The organism is Pseudonocardia wallangbongensis, assembly GCF_054486945.1.
This window is the reverse complement of record NZ_JBRERS010000006.1, coordinates 178,342-193,756: the sequence shown is the minus strand read 5'-3', so window position 1 is coordinate 193,756 and position 15,415 is coordinate 178,342. Positions and strand designations below refer to the sequence as shown.

Below are 15,415 nucleotides of genomic sequence, written 5' to 3'. Positions count from 1 at the left end.
AGGCGCGACCGCCGATCAAGATCGGACTTGCTCGTCCAGGCCACCGCTTGGGCGGGTCGGTTCCCGGGGTGGCTCCGACCCACGAGTAACCTTCCGCGACGTGATCCGCCTGGAACGCGTCACCAAGCTGTACAAGACCTCGACGCGCCCGGCGCTCGACCGGGTGTCGATGCAGGTCGCGAAGGGCGAGTTCGTCTTCCTCATCGGCCCGTCGGGTTCGGGGAAGTCGACGTTCCTGCGGCTGCTGCTGCGCGAGGACGTGCCCACCAAGGGGAACATCTTCGTCTCCGACATGAACGTCGCGAAGATCCCGCGGCGCCGCGTGCCCAAGCTGCGCCAGCGCATCGGGTGCGTGTTCCAGGACTTCCGGCTGCTGCCGAACAAGACGGTCGGCGAGAACGTCGCCTTCGCCCTCGAGGTGATCGGCAAGTCGCGCAACACGGTGAGCAAGGTCGTTCCCGAGGTCCTCGACCTCGTGGGGCTCACCGGCAAGGCCGAGCGCATGCCGCACGAGCTTTCGGGCGGCGAGCAGCAGCGCGTCGCGATCGCGCGGGCGTTCGTCAACCGCCCGCAGGTGCTGCTCGCCGACGAGCCCACGGGCAACCTCGACCCGGACACGAGCCAGGACATCATGCTGCTGCTGGAGCGGATCAACCGGACGGGCACGACCGTGCTCATGGCCACCCACGACCACTCGATCGTCGACTCGATGCGCCGCCGCGTCGTCGAGCTCGACTTCGGCCTCGTCGTCCGCGACGACGCCCGCGGCGTCTACGGCGTGGGGCGGTAGGAGCATGCGCTCCGATTTCGTCGCCCGCGAGGTCTTCACCGGCCTGCGCCGGAACGTCACGATGACCATCGCGATGGTGCTGACCACCGCGATCTCGCTCGGCCTCGTCGGCACCGGGCTGCTCGCCGTGCGCACGATCGACCGCACCGAACAGCTCTACAGCGACCGCTTCGAGGTGCAGGTGACCCTCACCGCGGACGTCTCGGCCGCCGACTTCGACTGCAGCCAGCCGATCTGCACCGGCCTGCGCGACACCCTCGAACGCTCGCCGCTCGTGGAGTCCGTGCGGTACCAGAGCCAGCAGGAGGCCTACGAGCACTTCCAGGAGCTCTTCGCCGGGCAGGCCCTCGCCGACGTCGCCCGGCCCCAGTCGCTGCCCGCCACGCTGCGGGTGCGGCTCGCCGACCAGACCGGGGGCGCCGACGCCGTGCGGCAGGCCATGAACGGCCAGGTGGGCGTCCGCAACGTGATCGACCAGCGCGAGGTCGTCTCCAAGCTGTTCGACATGATCGGCAGCTTCCGCAACGTGACGTTCGCGCTCGCCATCGTGCAGGCGATCGCGGCGCTGCTGCTGATCTCCAACACGGTGCAGATCTCGGCGTTCACCCGGCGCACCGAGGTGGGCGTGATGCGCCTCGTCGGCGCCACCCGCTGGTACACGCAGCTGCCGTTCCTCATCGAGGCGGTGGTCACCGGCGTGATCGGCGCCCTCATCGCCGTCGGCGGGCTGGTGGCCGGGAAGTTCCTGTTCATCGACCAGCTGCTCTCCGGCATCGTCGCCAACGGCGTGGTACCGCCGGTGGAGCTCGCCGACATCGGCTGGGTCGCCCCGATCCTCGTGATGATCGGTGGGGGCATCGCCGCGATCACCGGTTACGCGACGCTGCGGATGTACGTGCGGCTGTAACCACGAGCCCTCGATCCGGTTCCCCGCGTAGGCTGGACAGGTGAAGGAGAAGGGGCGCAAGGTGATCGCGCAGAACCGCAGGGCGCGACACGACTACACCATCCTCGACACCTACGAGGCCGGCGTCGCGCTGATGGGCACCGAGGTGAAGAGCCTGCGGCTGGGCCGCGCCTCCCTCGTCGACTCCTTCGCCACGATCGACGACGGCGAGGTGTTCCTCCGCGGCCTGCACATCCCCGAGTACATCCGGGGCAGCTGGACCAACCACGAGCCACGCCGCACCCGCAAGCTCCTGCTGCACCGCGGTGAGATCGAGCGGCTGATCGGCAAGATCCGGGAGGGCGGGCTCACGCTCGTGCCGATGGCGCTGTACTTCAGCGACGGCAAGGTCAAGCTGGAGTTGGCGCTCGCCCGAGGCAAGCGGTCCTACGACAAGCGTGCCGACCTCGCCAAGCGCGACGCCGACCGGGAGATCCAGCGGGCGTACGGGCGAGCGGTCAAGGGGCGCGCCCGGGAGATGCGGTGACTCCTCCGGCGCCTCCGGAGTCCGACGACGACGTCCCGCGGTTCCTCGCCGACCTCGGCCTGCCCGGGATCGTCGACATCCACGTGCACTTCCTGCCGGAGCGGATGCTGCGCAAGGTCTGGGCGTACTTCGACGAGGCGGTCACCCACTACGGCACCGCGTGGCCGATCCAGTACCGCACCCCCGAACCGGAGCGGGTGGCCACGCTGCGCAAGCTCGGGGTGCGGACGTACGCGCCGCTCGTGTACCCGCACAAGCCGGGCATGGCGCGCTGGCTCACCGAGTGGGTCACGGAGTTCGCCGCCGCCACCCCGGACGCCCTGCCCACGGCCACCCTCTATCCCGAGCCGGACGTCACGGAGTACCTCGGCGCGGCCGTCGACGCCGGCGCCCGTGCGGTGAAGGTGCACGTCCAGGTCGGCGGGTTCGATCCGCGTGACCCGCTGTTGCGCCCGGCGTGGGGGCTCATCGCCGAGGCCGGCGTGCCCGTCGTCGTGCATTGCGGGCACGGGCCGATCCCGGGCATCCACACCGGGCTCGACGTCTTCGGGGAGGTCCTCGCCGAGCACCCCCGGCTGCGCGCCGTGCTGGCGCACGCCGGCATGCCCGACTTCGTCACGGCGCTCGACCTCGTGCACCGCTACGAGGGCGTGCACATCGACACGACGATGGTCGGCACCGCGTTCAGCGCCCGGTTCGCGCCGCTGCCCGCCGGCTGGCCCGCGCGGCTGGCGGACGTGGCGGACCGAGTGGTGTTCGGCTCGGACTTCCCGAACATCCCGTACCCCTACGCGGAGCAGGTGCGCGCCGTGGCGGAGTGGGCCGCGGCGGACGACCGCCTCGGCGCCGCCTTCCTCCGGTCGGCCCTGCACACCGCCCCGAGCCGCCTGCTGGCGCTCTGACCTGTCCGATTGTCGATCCTGACCAGCGGGTACGCCCGGGGATGGACATGGGGCTGACAATCGTCGTCGTGCTGGTGGTGCTGGCCGTGATCGCTGCGGTCGCGTTCCTCGCCGTGCAGGGCAGACGACGCAGGCAGGACCAGCAGCGCATCGAGGCGGCCGAGCACCGGCACGAGGCGGAGATCCGCACCGCCAGCGCCCAGCGCCGCGAGGCCGAGGCGGCCGAGGCGGCTGCTCGTGGCAAACAGGACCGGGAGGTGGCGCAGGCCCGGCAGGCCGCCGCCGACCGCGTCGACCCCGACCGCTCGCGCCGCGACGGTCCCACCGACCCGGCGGCCCGCACCGACGACCTGCGGACGCCCGCCGCGGCCGACCACGACCGGCCCCCGGCAGACCAGCGCGAGCCCCAGCCGCCCGGCGATCCCGAGTTCGCCGGCCGAGGCCGGCACGCGGGCCCGCCGCCGCACGAACAGGGACCGGCCGCGGACTCGGCAGGCAGCACGGACGACCTCCGGATCGGCCAGGAGAACAGCGGCCGGAACGAGCCGCCCGGAGCACCGGACCAGCCGGACGGCGACCCACTGAGCCGGGCCTGGCACGGGCCCACGGCCACCGGAGGCTCCGTCGGCCGGGACCGGGGCAGCCGCCATGCGGAGGCCACCGGCCCCGACGACGCCCAGGCGGACGTTCCGGCCCAGCGCACCGGCGAGCACGAACGGCACGGCGTCCGCGCCCTCGCCGACCGGATCCGGGGCCGCCACGGCTGACCCGCGGTCACACCGCGGTGCGGAACCGGGATGAACGGCGGGCGCCCTCGCGTTAGACTGTCCGGACGCCCTGCAACGGGCGGAGAAGGGGGTGAACGGTTTCGACTCCGGATGCGGATCAAGGTGAAGCGTGCCGAGGAAGGCGACGATGATCTCGTTAACCATACGTCGCAAAAAAACAAGTGCCGCTAATACGCAGCACGCTCCGGTTCAGGCTCAGCGCGACTTCGCGCTCGCTGCCTGATCCACTGAGGAGCTGTCGGCCCGGGTGCGTTCCCGACCCGGATCCCGGCATCAGCTAGGGGACTCACCCGTTCGCCCGGTCGCGGGGCGGACGGGGACACCAGACAGCGACTGGGATCGTCACACCGGCTCGTCCGCATGACCGGTGGATCCGAGTAGAGGCACAGCGGACTGCGCACGGAGAAGCCCTTGTGAAGTGACGGAGGACCCGGGTTCGATTCCCGGCACCTCCACGCCCTAGGCGCCCCCTACCCGCGGAAAGCGCGGGTGGGGGGCGTTTCGGGTTTCTCCTGGGGGCGCAGCCCCCAGACCCCGCCCGGAGGGGCTCCGCCCCCCGGACCCCCCGCCTCGCCCCACGGGCCTCGCTCGGTGTGGAGGTCGCGCGACCTCCAGTTCCGGACGCGACCTCGGTTCCGGGCGCGACCGCGGTTCCGGACGCGTCCTTGGTTCCGGAGGCTGTGGCAGTTCCGGGCGCTGCGGCGATCGATCCTCGGGTTGCCGTCAGTCAGTCGGGCGGGCGGGGAGTCACGCAGAACGGCAGGCCGGCCGGGTCGCGCAGCACGACCCACGGCCGTGTGCCGTCCACGAACTCTGCTCCCGCAGCGCACAGCCGCTCGACCTCGGCGGCGCGGTCGTCGGTGCCGAGGTCGAGGTGCGTGCGGACGGGCCCGTCGTCGGCCGGCCCCAGGCGCTGCAGCAGGAAGCCGATCGGTGAGGTCGTCGGCGGTGCGAGGCGCGCGAACTCCGGGAACCTGGCGGTCTCCTCCGGCCAGCGAGTGGCCTCGCGCCAGAAGCCGAGTTCGGCCTCGAAGCCGGCGCCCGGGACGTCGACGCACACCTGGACGAGTCGGCTGCGATGCCCGTCCGGCCATGTCGTCGGCTCGGGCCGGGTGCTGTCCCGGCCACCCACGAGGCAGTACGGCAACCCGCCCGGGGAGGTCATCACCTGCCACCAGCGGTGCCGCTCGCCGGCCACCGCGCCGAGATCGAGATGCCTGGCCCGCTCGTCGTCGACGGAGACGTCCCCGGCCACGACCAGGTCCAGGTGGACGCGGGCCGGCGCACCGATCCGCTGCACGTGTAGGTACGCGTCTCCGTCCGGCGGCGCCAGGCTGTGGAACTCCGGATGATCCCGCCACGGCTGTCCCGCCGGCCAGCCGGTCGCGGCGGCCCAGAACTTCAACCCAGCGGCGAGCAGCGGATCGGTCAGGTCGATGAAGGCGTGGATCCAGGAAACGGGCGTCGTCATGACCGGAGCACACCAGATCTCTCGACCTCAACCGGGGGATGAGCATGCGCAGTGGGGCCGATGCACCGAGCAGCGCGGTGCCGGGATGTCGCTCGCGGGGGCTCGAAGTTGGATGCGGCAGGGCAGCGGGGTCTGACACGATCGTCGTTGTGGTCCTCGATCTCCTGTACGCCTGATCAAGGCGCATCCAACCGCCGCCGCAGTGGCGCGCGGGTTTCCGTGCTGCCCGTTCCGAACCAGGAGCTCCGATGAGCCACGTCCTCATGTCCACCTCCGCCGCGCACGGCCACGTGCACCCGAACCTGCCGGTGATGGCCGAACTGGTCGCCCGCGGCCACCGCGTCACCTACCCCGTGCCGAACCGTTTCGCCGACGCCGTCGCCGCCACCGGAGCAACCCCGCTGCCGATCCACACCGACCTGCCCGACCCGGCGAAGGGTGAGCAGTGGCCCGAGGGCGGGGTCGAGGCGATGCGGCTGTTCTCCGACGAGGCGCGCTCGGCGTACGCGCAGATCAGCGCCGCGCTGGCCGGCGACCCGCCAGGCATCGTCTGCTACGACGGCAGCGGCTGGGCCGGCCACGCGCTGTCCCGGGTGCACGGGCTGCCGCGGGTCGAGCTGGCCCCGCACATGGTCGCCTGGGACACCTTCGAGGAGGACTTCGCGGAGGCCTACGCGTTCTACGAGACTCCGGAGGGTCTGGCCTGGCAGTCCGAGATGGACGCCTGGCTCGACGAGGTCGGCGTCGGGCTCGGGACCCGGGCGTTCCTCGGCCCGCCGGACCGGTCGGTGGTGCTGATCCCGGAAGCGATGCAGCCGAACCTCGACCGGGTCGACCGGACCCGCTACACGTTCGTCGGCCCGGTGATCGGCGATCGCTCCCACCAGGGATCTGTCGCCGACCTCGGAACGGGGTCGGGCCGGCCGCTGTTGCTGGTCTCGCTCGGATCGGCCTACAACGACCGGCCGGGGTTCTGGCGGGACTGCATCGCCGCCATGCACGGAACCGGCTGGACAACCGTGCTGGCCATCGGCCCGCACGTCGACGTGACCACGCTCGGCGACATCCCGGACGACGTCATCGTCCGGGAGTGGGTGCCACAACTCGCGGTGCTCGCGCACGCGTCGGCGTTCGTCACGCACGCCGGGATGGGCGGCTGCTCGGAGGGCCTCTGGCACGGCGTCCCGATGGTCGCCGTGCCGCAGGCCGCCGACCAGTTCGTCAACGGCCCACGGCTCGCCGAGCTCGGCGTCGGGGAGTGCCTGCCGGCCGAGGACGTCACTCCGGACCGACTGCGCGCGGCAGTGCTGCGGGTCGCCTCGTCGAAGGACGTCGCGGATCGGTGTGCGGAGCAGAAGAAGATCGCCAGGGCCGCCGGCGGGGCTCCGGCCGCCACCGACGTGATCGAGTCCCTGATCGGCTGACGAGGGCTCGGCCTCGATCGATCAGGCGCTGGTGGTCACCACCCGTTCCAGGCGGGCCAGTGCATCGTCGAGCCATGCCCGCACGTCGGCGGCGGGGGTGCCGCCGTGCGTCTCCGGCTGGTCGCCGAGGAACGACAGGTGCAGGAGCACTGTGGAGTGGCTGCCCTCGGCGTGCTCCACCTGCAGCCAGCCCGCGTACTCGGGGGCGTGGGCCCACTCCACGCGCAGCTGCTCGGGGCGCACCTGCACGGTGCCCTCGGCGTCGACCCCGCGCTCCGGGACGTCGGCGTGCACCTCCCCGTCCCCGGTGGGGCGCACGTCCACCGGCGCCGGGAGCCACTCCGGCAGCCGGTCCAGATCCGACACCACCGCGAACACCTGCTCCGCCGTGGCACCGATACCGCGTTCCGCCTCGAACTCCGCCATGCCCGCCTGTACCCGGCCCTTCGCCCCACCACCCGTCACACCTTCGGGAGCTAGAGTTCGTGGACGTGCAGGACCGGATGCCCCGCGAGATCTGGGTCCTCGTCGGCAGCTCGTTCCTCATCGCCATCGGCTACGGGCTCGTCGCGCCGACGCTTCCGGTCTTCGTCCGGTCCTTCGACGTCGGCATCACGGCCGCCTCGCTCGTGATCAGCGTGTTCGCGCTCGTCCGGCTCCTGTTCGCGCCGCTCTCCGGGCGCATCGTGGGCCGCGTCGGCGAGGTGCCGACGTTCACGATCGGTCTCGCGGTCGTGGCCCTGAGCACCGGGGCGTGTGCGTTCGCGGCGAGCTACTGGCAGCTGCTCGTGCTCCGCGGGTTGGGCGGCATCGGCTCCACGATGTTCACGGTGTCGGCGCTGTCGCTGCTCATCCGGCTCGCCCCGGTCGACATGCGGGGGCGCGCCTCCGGGATGTGGGCCACCGGGTTCCTGCTCGGCAACGTCATCGGCCCGCTCGTCGGCGGCGGCCTCGGAGCCGTGAGCCTGCGCGCGCCGTTCCTCGTGTACGCGGCGGTGCTCGTGGTCGTCGTGTGCGTCGCGCTGACGATGTTGCGCGGATGGACCGGAGAGGGATCCGAGGAGGCCGCGGCCGCGGTGCCGCCGGCCCGGTTCCGGACAGCCCTGACCCATCCGGCCTATCGCGCGGCGCTCGCCGCCGGCTTCGCCAACGGATGGGTCGTGTTCGGCGTGCGGGTTGCGCTCGTACCGCTGTTCGTGGTCGAGGCGCTGGGGCAGGCGGAGACATGGGGAGGCGTCGCCCTCGCCGTGTTCGCCGCCGGGAACGCGGCCACGCTCGTGGTCGCCGGCCGGCTGGCCGACCGGCGTGGCCGCCGCCCGCCCGTGCTCGCCGGTCTCGCGGTCACGGCGGCTGCCACCGGTGTCCTCGGCTTCCTCACCGACCCGATCCTGTTCCTGGCCGTCAGCCTGGTCGCGGGGATGGGCAGCGGCCTGGTCAACCCGCCGATGAACGCCGCCGTCGCCGACGTGATCGGCTCCCGGGCCCGCGGAGGCACGGTGCTCGCGGGCTTCCAGATGGTCGCGGACCTCGGCGCCATCATCGGCCCGATCGTGGCGGGCGCCCTGGCCGAGGTCGCCGGGTACGGGGCGGCGTTCGCGGTCTCCGGGCTCGCCGCGCTCCTCGCGCTCGGCTTCTGGCTGCGCGCACCCGAGACCCTGCCCTCCGCGGCCGCCCCGGGAGCCGGCGGACGCCGCGTCATCCGGTGATCCCCACACCGATCAGCATCCCGACCACGTAGGTCGCGCCCGCGGCGATCGCCCCGAAACCGAGCTGCCGCAACCCGCTGAACAGCCAGGTACGCGTGGTGAACCGCGACGTCAGTGCGCCGACCGTGAACAACCCGATCGCGCCGATGAGCAGGGCCACGGGCAGCGACGACGAGCCGAGCAGGAAGGAGATGAGCGGGATCAGCCCGCCGACGGCGAAGCACAGGAACGACGAGATGGCGGCGATCCACGGCGAGGGCTGCTCGTCGACGTCGACGCCGAGCTCCTGCGCGACGTGCACCTTGAGCGCCAGCTCCGGGTTGGCGTGCACCTCACGGGCCATCGCCTCGGCCGTCGGCCGGGTGAGGCCCATCTCCTCGTACATCTGGGCGAGCTCGGCCTGCTCGGCGAGCGGGTGGATCCGGATCTCCTCGCGTTCCACGGCGACCTCGCTGGCGACCGCGTCGTTCTGCGTGTCCACCGACGCGAACTCACCCAGCGCCATCGAGAACGCACCCGCGACGAGCCCCGCCATCCCGGTCAGGATGATCGTGTCCCGGTCGGCGCCGCCTCCGCCGACGCCCGCGACGAGCGCGATGTTCGTGACCAGCCCGTCCATCGCTCCGAACACCGCCGCCCGCAGCCAGCCGCCGGAGACGTCGGCGTGGTGGTGATCGTGCCCGGCGAGGTCGGTCGGGTCAGGGACGGTGCTCATCATCCAAGCCTAGAATCCGCCGATTCCGATGACCCTGCGCGCATGGGTCGCTACCCGCTGCGTTCGCCGACCTGGCTAGGCTGATCTCGTGAACCGCGCCCGCCCGCTCGACGTCGTCGGGACGTTGGCACGGTTCGGTCTCGCCGCCGTGTGGCTGGTGTCCGGCCTGCTCAAGGCCGTGGACCCGGACCAGACCTACATCGCGGTGCGGGCCTACGACGTGCTGCCCGACGCGGGCGTGGAGGTCGTGGCCGCGCTGCTGCCGTGGGTCGAGCTCGCGCTCGGCGTCCTGCTGCTGGCCGGGGTCGGTACCCGCCTGGTCGCCGCGCTGTCCGCAGCGCTGCTGCTCGTGTTCATCGCGGGCGTCGCGCAGGCGTGGACGCGTGGCCTGTCGATCGACTGCGGGTGTTTCGGCGGCGGTGGTGCGGTGGAGCCCGGCGACACGACGTACATGCAGGAGCTCCTGCGCGACGCGGGCTTCCTGTTGATGGCGGGATGGCTGATCGTGCGCCCGCGCACGGTGCTGGCACTCGACGACCGGCTCGGAACCAGGAGGATGGGCTGACATGGGCGGAGCTTCGCGCGCCGACAAGCGGCGCAAGCAGGAGTCGGCGGACCGTCGCCTCGCGGCCGCGGGTATCCGCGTCCCGCAGAAGCGCAACCGGACCCCGATGATCGTGGTGGCCGCGGTGATCGTCGTCGCCGTGGTCGTCGGGGGTGCACTGCTGATCGCCCGTGCCCTGGGCAACGAGGTGGAGCCCACCTACACCGCCAAGGCCGACGGTGCGGTCGTCACCGCGGGTACCGGCCCGGTGGCGATCGACGTCTACGAGGACTACATCTGCCCGAGCTGCGAGCGGTTCGAGGAGCGCTACGGCAACGAGATCACGACCGCCCTGAACGACGGCCGCCTCACCGTCCGCTTCCACACGATCGCCATCCTGGATGCGCAGAGCAACCCGGCGGGCTACTCCACGCGTGCTGCGAACGCCGCGCTCTGCGCCGTGCCGGCCGGGATCTTCCCGCGCTACCACAAGAAGCTCTTCGACGAGCAGCCCGCGGAGGGCAGCGCGGGCCTCACCGACGAGCAGCTGGTCCAGTTCGGCACCGACCTCGGGGCGCAGGGTGACTTCGCGGCCTGCGTCCAGGGCAACACCCACGCGGACGCGATCGCGAAGGAGACCGACAAGGCCACGAAGGACCCGGACCTGCAGACGGATGGCAAGTTCGGCACCCCGACCGTCGCGGTCGACGACAAGAAGATCGACCTCAACGACACGGGCTGGCTGCAGAAGGCGCTCGGCTGAGGTCACTCCTCCCGGGACGGGTGGTCCCACGAGAAGGCCGGCCGGCGCCCGCCCAGGTGCCGGCCGAACCAGTCGAGGATGATCTCGGCCCGCTGCACGCGGTGGCGCGGTGACCCGCTGCGCGACATCTCGTGGCCCTCGGCGGGGAACCTCCAGTACTCCACCGGCTTGCCGAGCATCCGCAGGGCGACGAACAGCTGGTCGGCCTGCTCCACGGGGCAGCGCAGGTCGTCCTCGGCGTGCAGGATCAGCAGCGGCGTGTCGATGTCCCGCACATGGCTCATCGGGGACATCCGCCGGTAGACGTCGGGCCGGTCGAGGTGCGTCACACCGAACTCGTAGTGGAAGTAGCCCGCCGAGTCCGAGCTCCACTCCTCCGACTCGAGGTTGTTGCACGCCCGTTCGCTGCACGCCGCCGCGAACCGATCCGTGTGCCCGACCAGCCAGCTCGTCATGTACCCGCCGTACGAGCCGCCCAGCACGCCGACGCGCTCGGGGTCCAACGCCGGCTCGCGGGCCAGCGCTGCGTCGAGTACGGCCAGCACGTCCGCGGCGTCGATCCCGCCCCACCCGGTGCCGGGCACCTCGGGCGCCTCCGGCGGCCGGATCGCGCGCGCCCACGCCTCGGAACGGCCGGTCGAGCCGTGCGGGTTGCAGTAGACGACGGCATAGCCCGCACCGGTCCAGAGCTGGAACTCGTCGAACCACGAGTTGCCGTACTGCGACATCGGGCCACCGTGGACGGACAGCAGGACCGGCATCCGCTCGCCCTCCGGTGTCTCCGGCGGGCGCACCAGCCACGCGTCGACCTCCGCGTCGCCGGCGGGCGACGGCACCGTGAAGTACTCGGGCCGGGCTGCCGGCACTACGTCGTGGAAGGCCTTCCCCAGCGAGGTGAGCCGCCGTTCGGCGCCCTGGGCGTCGCGGACGTAGAGCTCGGGCAGCTCGGTCGGGGTGGTCGCGACGAACGCGAGCGCGCCCCCGGCGGCGTCGAACCCGGTGACGACCCGCGCACCGTCGACCAGCGGCTCCGGGGCGCCGGCCCCGTCGGCGCGCACCCGCCACACCTCCACGTCTCCGCCGTCCTCCAGGGAGAACAGCAGGTGCTCGTCGTGCCACAGCGGGGCCCGTACGCACTGGCGGTCCAACGCCGCGGTCAGAACACGCTCGTCACCGGTCTGCGCGTCGAGCACCACGATCTGGGCGTGGGAGTGGGCGATGCGGTTGTCCTGGCCGAGCGTGGCGATCAGCGTGCCGTCGGGGCTGAACGCGGGTAGCGCGTGCGACCGCCCGCGTTCGGTGAGTGCCCGCAGCCCGCCGTCCACGTCGACCAGGTGGACGTCGTCGATGAGCTCCAGGTCCCAGTCCTTGCTCCGGGCGGCCGCCACCGCGAGCGTGCGCCCGTCCGGCGACCACGCCGGGTCGCCGTGCTCGTACGGCCCGCCGGCCACGAGCTCCGCCTCGCCCGATCCGTCGGCGGGCACCACGAACACGCTCCGCGGCCGGTCGATGATCCAGCCCACGTCGTCGAGGCGGGAGTAGAGGCGATCGATCCGCCGCGGCGGCCGGGCCCGGTCGTCGTCGCCCTCGGCGTAGCGGCTCGCCCGCTCCCGCGACGCGAACGCGAGCCGCGAGCCGTCCGGCGACCAGGCCGCGCGCCCGATCGACTCCGGCCGCACGCACACGGTCACGGTCTCGCCGGGCCCGTCCACCGGCAGCACGTGCAGCGAGCTGCGTCCGTCCTCCGCACGCCGCGTGAAGGCCAGCCTGCGCCCGTCCGGTGACCAGGCCGGCTGCCCGTCCTGCTCGCCCGCCGTCAGCGGGAACGGCGCCGACGACCCGTCCGCCGCCGCGAGCCAGACCGAGCCGCGGTAGCGGTTGGCATCCAGGTCCACCCGGGTCACGACGAACGCGACCCGCCGGCCATCGGGGGAGAGCTTCGGGTCGGCGACGGTGACGAGACGTCCGATGTCAGCAGGTTGCACGAGGCCGAACCTAGGTCAACACCCAGGTGTCGGCGACCCGCTTCGCCAGGTGCTCGGGCGATCGTGTAACTTCGTCGGGGCAAGGGGCTGTGGCGCAGCTGGTAGCGCACTTGACTGGCAGTCAAGGGGTCAGGGGTTCGAATCCCCTCAGCTCCACCCACTCTCACGAGGCGATCCCAGGTCGGGCTGCTTGGTTCAGTCCGCGATGACAGCGGGATCTGACAGCAACGGCGCCAGGCGTGGACGCACCTGTGTATCGGGACCGACTGGTCCCCTTCGACGCGATCCCATGGATGCCGGTAGTCGCGGCGCTGCTCTGCGTCGGCACTGACGACCTCTACGTTCTTAGGGTCTGGAGCGGCGGCCCTGGAGTCACCACTCGGTGAGGCAGAAGGGATGCCCCGCGGGATCGGCGTAGACGTGGAAGCGTTCGCCCTGCTCCAGGAGCGTGGCTCCAAGCTCAAGGACGACGGCTTCTGCGCCTTCGAGGTCGTCGACTCGGACGTCCATGTGCATGTGGGATGGCCGCTCGGACGACGGCCAGGTAGGCGGGACATAGTTCGGGATCTGCTGGAAGGCAACGGCGGGCCACCGCTGGCCGGCACCGATCACAACCCAGTCGACGTCATCGACGAGACGGCGGTAGCCGAGGAGCGCTTCATAGAAGGTCGCAAGATCTCGGGGAGACGCGCAGTCGATGGCTAGGCCCTGCCAGCGTCCGATCATCGTGCGATCGTCGGTCCAATCTGACGGCGCTTGCAAGTCCCGGAACCGATGCCGACCTCGGGTCTTGGGTTCTAGTCCGACGGCTCGTCGTCGAGGTGGTTGAGTGCTGCGCGCTCGGTGTCGAGGTTGACGTGCCCGTAGACGTTCATGGTCATCTCAATGGCGCTGTGACCGACGATCTCCATGACGACGCGCGGGTGGGTGCCGAGCGCCAGCAGAGGTGAGACGCAGGTGTGGCGAAGACCGTGGAGCGGGACGCGGCGGATCCCGTGATCGTCGCAGAGCTTGCCGAACATGCGGGTGAGGTTGCGCGGTTCGTAAGCCGGCCCCTCGAAGCGGCTTCACCCAAAAGTCACCCAGAAGCCAGGCCGGGGCCATCCCGCAGGCGTTCTGCGTACGCGGGAAGCAGGCAGCCTAGCGATTGCCCGCGCTGGGCCCAGTTGGTTGCTGACGACTCGCGACTGGCGGGACCGGCAAGGGCGCGGCATCGGGCCGCCTCGGTATGTCGCTCGCCTCAGGCGCGACGTGCACCGGTGGCCCGTGCCCGGGCGTTTGTGTGCCGGTTCCTGGCCGCGCGTCCTTGCGGGTTGTTGCTTCCTTCCCCCCTCCGCGTACGCGCGGCCAACTGCTGGAGCTTCCGTCATGGGTCAGGTGTCAGCGCGTGCGGGTGAGGCCATCGGCCTCCCCCTGCGTGCTGACGTCGACGCGGTGCGGCTGCGGCTCTCGGCGTCGGACCGCGTGCTGTTGGTGGTGCGTTGGACGTTCGGGTTGGTCGGCGCCGTGGTGGTGCTGTGGCTCGGGACGGCGTTCCTTGCGACGCCCGCGTCCGCAGCGACGGTGGCGCCGGCGGCCGTCCAGTTGAGCCTGATGAAGGGAGGTGGCAGCAGCAAGGGCGGTGACGGCGGATCCGGCAAGAAGGAGAAGAAGAGCGACAAGTCCGACAAGAAGTCGGACAGCAAGTCCGATAAGAAGTCCGACAGCAAATCGGACAAGAAGTCGGATGGCAAGTCGGACAAGAAGGACGAGAAGTCGGAGAAGAAGTCCGAGAAGAAGTCCGACAACGATCGGAAGAAGTCGGATAAGTCCGACAAGGTTGAGAAGAAGTCCGACAGCAAGCCGGAGAAGAAGTCCGGCGACGGCGAGAAGAAGTCGGAGCAGGCCGAAAAGAAGTCGGAGAAGAAGTCGGACGAGAAGTCCGACAAGAAGGGGCGCGAGTCTTCGGGCTCCGCGGGTTCAGGAAATCGCGAGGAGTCGCGGGCCCGGCCGGCGGGGGGAAGCACCGATGCGCGTTCGGGTGAACGTGACGGCGGTGACCACGCGAAGAAGAAACGTGAGCAGGACGGTGCGGGCGAGCAGCGTCAGGGGAAGAACGAGGACGGCGACGCCCGCGATTCCGGGTCGAGCGACTCGGCGAACAAGGCCGCGAACAAGGTCTCGGACGCCGAGGACACGGCCAAGGACAAGGTGGGCGAGGACTCCGGTGAGGACTCGGGGAAGGTCACGTCGAAGCGGGATCGCGACGCCGCCGAGGCCGACGGGTCGGGCGCGGGTGACACCGGGAAGGTGCGCGCGGGTAAGCGTTCGGGCGGCGGGGATGGCGACGCCGAGGGCGCCGGCCGCGGGGATGCCGAGGACTCTGCCGGAGACGGCGGGGACACGGTCGCGGCGGCGCGGAAGGCGGCCGGGCGCGGCGACGGCGAGGGTGTGCGCGAGCGGGTGCGCGACGCACTGGGGGAGGCACGGGATCGCGGCAAGCACGCCAAGGACGCGGCGAAGGACGCGGTCGACGGTGCCCTCGACAGGGCCTTCGGCGAGAAGGCTGACGAGAAGGCCCGGTCGAAGGGCGGGGCGAAGGACGAGCGGTCGACGCTCGCCGGCGGCGGAGCGCGGGTGCGCGCCGCGGATCGCGACGGCGAGGGCGGCGCGAAGCCGGCGCGGGGGAAGAAGGATGCGCGGGATGCGGTGAAGTCGGTCGCGGACGAGGCGCGGCGGCCGGCGGAGGATGTGACCGCCGAGGCGGCCGGTTCGCAGCAGCGGGCCGGCGACGGTGAGGACACCCCCGCGGGCAGGAACGCGGATGGTGTGTCCGAGTTGCGCCGCACCGCGGCGCAGCCGGCTGGTCGCATCGAGAAGGACGCCGAGAAGGCCGGCGGTGTGAAGGATCGCCG

General features: G+C 71.6%; 15 protein-coding genes, 1 tRNA gene, 1 other RNA gene and 1 pseudogene (1 of these 18 cut by a window edge). 12 read left to right on the top strand and 6 right to left on the bottom strand.

Translation table 11 applies throughout. The features are described from left to right. The first annotated feature begins 100 nt into the window (after positions 1 to 100). The 6 genes from ftsE to ssrA all read left to right on the top strand — a co-directional run bounded on the left by ftsE (position 101) and on the right by ssrA (position 4,371). Positions 101 to 790 carry a cell division ATP-binding protein FtsE gene (ftsE, locus tag ACU436_RS23020; RefSeq protein WP_459028525.1) on the top strand — a complete coding sequence of 230 codons (690 nt, stop codon included), beginning with the start codon at positions 101 to 103 and terminating at the stop codon, positions 788 to 790. A 4-nt stretch (positions 791 to 794) separates the two neighbouring features. Continuing rightward, positions 795 to 1,697 (top strand): permease-like cell division protein FtsX, encoded by a 903-nt coding sequence (ftsX, locus tag ACU436_RS23015; RefSeq protein WP_459028523.1) that lies wholly within the window; start codon positions 795 to 797, stop codon positions 1,695 to 1,697. Between the two features lie 40 nt (positions 1,698 to 1,737). After that, positions 1,738 to 2,223, top strand: coding sequence for an SsrA-binding protein SmpB (gene smpB, locus ACU436_RS23010; protein WP_459028521.1), 486 nt, complete (start codon positions 1,738 to 1,740; stop codon positions 2,221 to 2,223). Then, on the top strand, positions 2,220 to 3,125 hold the full coding sequence (locus tag ACU436_RS23005; RefSeq protein WP_459028519.1) for an amidohydrolase family protein: 906 nt from the start codon (positions 2,220 to 2,222) through the stop codon (positions 3,123 to 3,125). Before smpB ends, ACU436_RS23005 begins: the two co-directional genes overlap by 4 nt. 47 nt (positions 3,126 to 3,172) lie before the next feature. Then, on the top strand, positions 3,173 to 3,892 hold the full coding sequence (locus tag ACU436_RS23000) for a hypothetical protein (RefSeq protein WP_459028517.1): 720 nt from the start codon (positions 3,173 to 3,175) through the stop codon (positions 3,890 to 3,892). Between the two features lie 87 nt (positions 3,893 to 3,979). After that, positions 3,980 to 4,371, top strand: a transfer-messenger RNA (tmRNA) gene (ssrA, locus tag ACU436_RS22995). Positions 4,372 to 4,640: 269 nt separating this feature from the next. Here ssrA and ACU436_RS22990 read toward each other — a convergent pair. Continuing rightward, complete coding sequence (locus ACU436_RS22990) at positions 4,641 to 5,384, bottom strand: VOC family protein (RefSeq protein ID WP_459028515.1); 744 nt, start codon at positions 5,382 to 5,384, stop codon at positions 4,641 to 4,643. 248 nt (positions 5,385 to 5,632) lie between these two features. On the opposite strand from ACU436_RS22990, the gene ACU436_RS22985 reads away from it, so the two are divergent. Beyond that, complete coding sequence (locus ACU436_RS22985) at positions 5,633 to 6,808, top strand: macrolide family glycosyltransferase (protein WP_459028513.1); 1,176 nt, start codon at positions 5,633 to 5,635, stop codon at positions 6,806 to 6,808. 21 nt (positions 6,809 to 6,829) lie between these two features. On the opposite strand, the gene ACU436_RS22980 is transcribed toward ACU436_RS22985, so the two are convergent. Next, complete coding sequence (locus ACU436_RS22980) at positions 6,830 to 7,273, bottom strand: SRPBCC family protein (RefSeq protein ID WP_459028511.1); 444 nt, start codon at positions 7,271 to 7,273, stop codon at positions 6,830 to 6,832. Between the two features lie 20 nt (positions 7,274 to 7,293). On the opposite strand from ACU436_RS22980, the gene ACU436_RS22975 reads away from it, so the two are divergent. Continuing rightward, a complete protein-coding gene (locus tag ACU436_RS22975; RefSeq protein WP_459028509.1) occupies positions 7,294 to 8,514 on the top strand; it encodes an MFS transporter in 1,221 nt (406 codons plus the stop codon). On the opposite strand, the gene ACU436_RS22970 is transcribed toward ACU436_RS22975, so the two are convergent. Then, positions 8,504 to 9,229, bottom strand: coding sequence for a VIT1/CCC1 transporter family protein (locus ACU436_RS22970; RefSeq protein WP_459028507.1), 726 nt, complete (start codon positions 9,227 to 9,229; stop codon positions 8,504 to 8,506). The two genes, ACU436_RS22975 and ACU436_RS22970, sit on opposite strands and share 11 nt — an antisense overlap. An 88-nt stretch (positions 9,230 to 9,317) precedes the next feature. Between ACU436_RS22970 and ACU436_RS22965 the strand changes: the two genes are divergently transcribed. Together ACU436_RS22965 and ACU436_RS22960 are read left to right on the top strand one after the other, a co-directional pair. After that, positions 9,318 to 9,794, top strand: coding sequence for a MauE/DoxX family redox-associated membrane protein (locus tag ACU436_RS22965; RefSeq protein ID WP_459028505.1), 477 nt, complete (start codon positions 9,318 to 9,320; stop codon positions 9,792 to 9,794). Position 9,795: 1 nt separating this feature from the next. Continuing rightward, positions 9,796 to 10,536 (top strand): DsbA family protein, encoded by a 741-nt coding sequence (locus ACU436_RS22960; RefSeq protein ID WP_459028503.1) that lies wholly within the window; start codon positions 9,796 to 9,798, stop codon positions 10,534 to 10,536. Positions 10,537 to 10,538: 2 nt separating this feature from the next. Here the strand turns inward: ACU436_RS22960 and ACU436_RS22955 are convergent, their stop codons facing one another. After that, positions 10,539 to 12,521, bottom strand: coding sequence for a S9 family peptidase (locus tag ACU436_RS22955; RefSeq protein WP_459028501.1), 1,983 nt, complete (start codon positions 12,519 to 12,521; stop codon positions 10,539 to 10,541). An 83-nt stretch (positions 12,522 to 12,604) separates the two neighbouring features. Here ACU436_RS22955 and ACU436_RS22950 point away from each other — a divergent pair. Then, positions 12,605 to 12,677: transfer RNA gene (locus tag ACU436_RS22950), tRNA-Ala, on the top strand. A 216-nt stretch (positions 12,678 to 12,893) separates the two neighbouring features. Here the strand turns inward: ACU436_RS22950 and ACU436_RS22945 are convergent. Beyond that, entirely contained in the window at positions 12,894 to 13,247 is a 354-nt protein-coding gene (locus tag ACU436_RS22945; protein ID WP_459028499.1) for a VOC family protein, read from the bottom strand. 71 nt (positions 13,248 to 13,318) lie between these two features. Further along, positions 13,319 to 13,546: pseudogene (locus tag ACU436_RS22940) on the bottom strand (tyrosine-type recombinase/integrase); the annotation flags it as partial. A gap of 343 nt (positions 13,547 to 13,889) precedes the next feature. Here ACU436_RS22940 and ACU436_RS22935 point away from each other — a divergent pair. Then, a protein-coding gene (locus ACU436_RS22935) for a preprotein translocase subunit SecA (protein ID WP_459028497.1) crosses the window boundary here: on the top strand, positions 13,890 to 15,415 show its 5' portion. 26,818 nt of this gene lie beyond the right edge of the window; the window shows 1,526 of its 28,344 coding nt (coding positions 1-1,526); its start codon is at positions 13,890 to 13,892; its stop codon lies off the right edge, out of view.

Excerpts from the sequence above, each read along its gene's own strand:
- ftsX (WP_459028523.1), top strand. The coding sequence starts at position 795 with ATGCGCTCCGATTTCGTCGCCCGCGAGGTCTTCACCGGCCTGCGCCGG.
- ACU436_RS23000 (WP_459028517.1), top strand. The coding sequence starts at position 3,173 with ATGGGGCTGACAATCGTCGTCGTGCTGGTGGTGCTGGCCGTGATCGCT.
- ACU436_RS22990 (WP_459028515.1), bottom strand. The coding sequence starts at position 5,384 with ATGACGACGCCCGTTTCCTGGATCCACGCCTTCATCGACCTGACCGAT.
- ACU436_RS22985 (WP_459028513.1), top strand. The coding sequence starts at position 5,633 with ATGAGCCACGTCCTCATGTCCACCTCCGCCGCGCACGGCCACGTGCAC.
- ACU436_RS22970 (WP_459028507.1), bottom strand. The coding sequence starts at position 9,229 with ATGAGCACCGTCCCTGACCCGACCGACCTCGCCGGGCACGATCACCAC.
- ACU436_RS22960 (WP_459028503.1), top strand. The coding sequence starts at position 9,796 with ATGGGCGGAGCTTCGCGCGCCGACAAGCGGCGCAAGCAGGAGTCGGCG.
- ACU436_RS22945 (WP_459028499.1), bottom strand. The coding sequence starts at position 13,247 with ATGATCGGACGCTGGCAGGGCCTAGCCATCGACTGCGCGTCTCCCCGA.